Annotated in this window: 1 protein-coding gene and 1 pseudogene; both read left to right on the forward strand. The window is 44.7% G+C overall.

Going from position 1 to position 615, the window contains the following annotated elements:
- A pseudogene (locus L5L98_RS22315) lies at nucleotides 1-367 on the forward strand (IS5 family transposase); the annotation flags it as partial.
- Nucleotides 368-434: 67 nt separating this feature from the next.
- Nucleotides 435-615 (forward strand): transposase (locus L5L98_RS22320; protein WP_263143585.1); only part of this gene is annotated, 181 nt, incomplete at its 3' end.

The following is a 615-nucleotide window of genomic DNA, read 5'->3' on the forward strand; positions in this document are numbered from 1 at the left end:
TGAGTGGAAAGTGAAGAAACATGGCACAGATGTAAAGCGCCGAGTGTGGCGCAAACTGCATATTGCCGTAGATACACATAGCCATGAAATTATTGCCGCAGAACTCAGTTTATCAGGTGTAACAGACGCAGAAGTGATGCCCAATTTACTTAAGCAAACCCATCGAAAAATCCGCAATATCTCGGGTGATGGTGCTTACGACACAAAAGCCTGTCACGAAGCCGTTCGTCGAAAACGCGCTTTAGTGCTCATTCCACCTAGGGAAGGTGCTGCACTATGGGAACAAGGACATCCACGAAACTTAGCCGTCAGTTGGCAACAGCTTCATGGCTCAAATAAGCAATGGAAAAAACGGTATGGTTATCATTGTTCTGGTCTAATCCCATCGGACACTTAATTTTGAGACAGTATGGTCAATAAATTAAGAGGTCTATATGAGTCTGAAGAAATCACATAAGAGTTATCCCCAGGCATTTAAAGATGAAGCTGTCTTGATGGTGCTAGAACAAGGTTATAGCGTTGCCGATGCGGCAAAGTCTCTTGGAGTTAGCACGAGCCTGCTTTACAACTGGAAGGAAAAACACGAAGCCCTGCAACAAGGCATCACCTTAGAAG

It is taken from the genome of Shewanella sp. SM23 (genome assembly GCF_025654295.1).
Lineage (GTDB): Bacteria > Pseudomonadota > Gammaproteobacteria > Enterobacterales > Shewanellaceae > Shewanella > Shewanella oncorhynchi.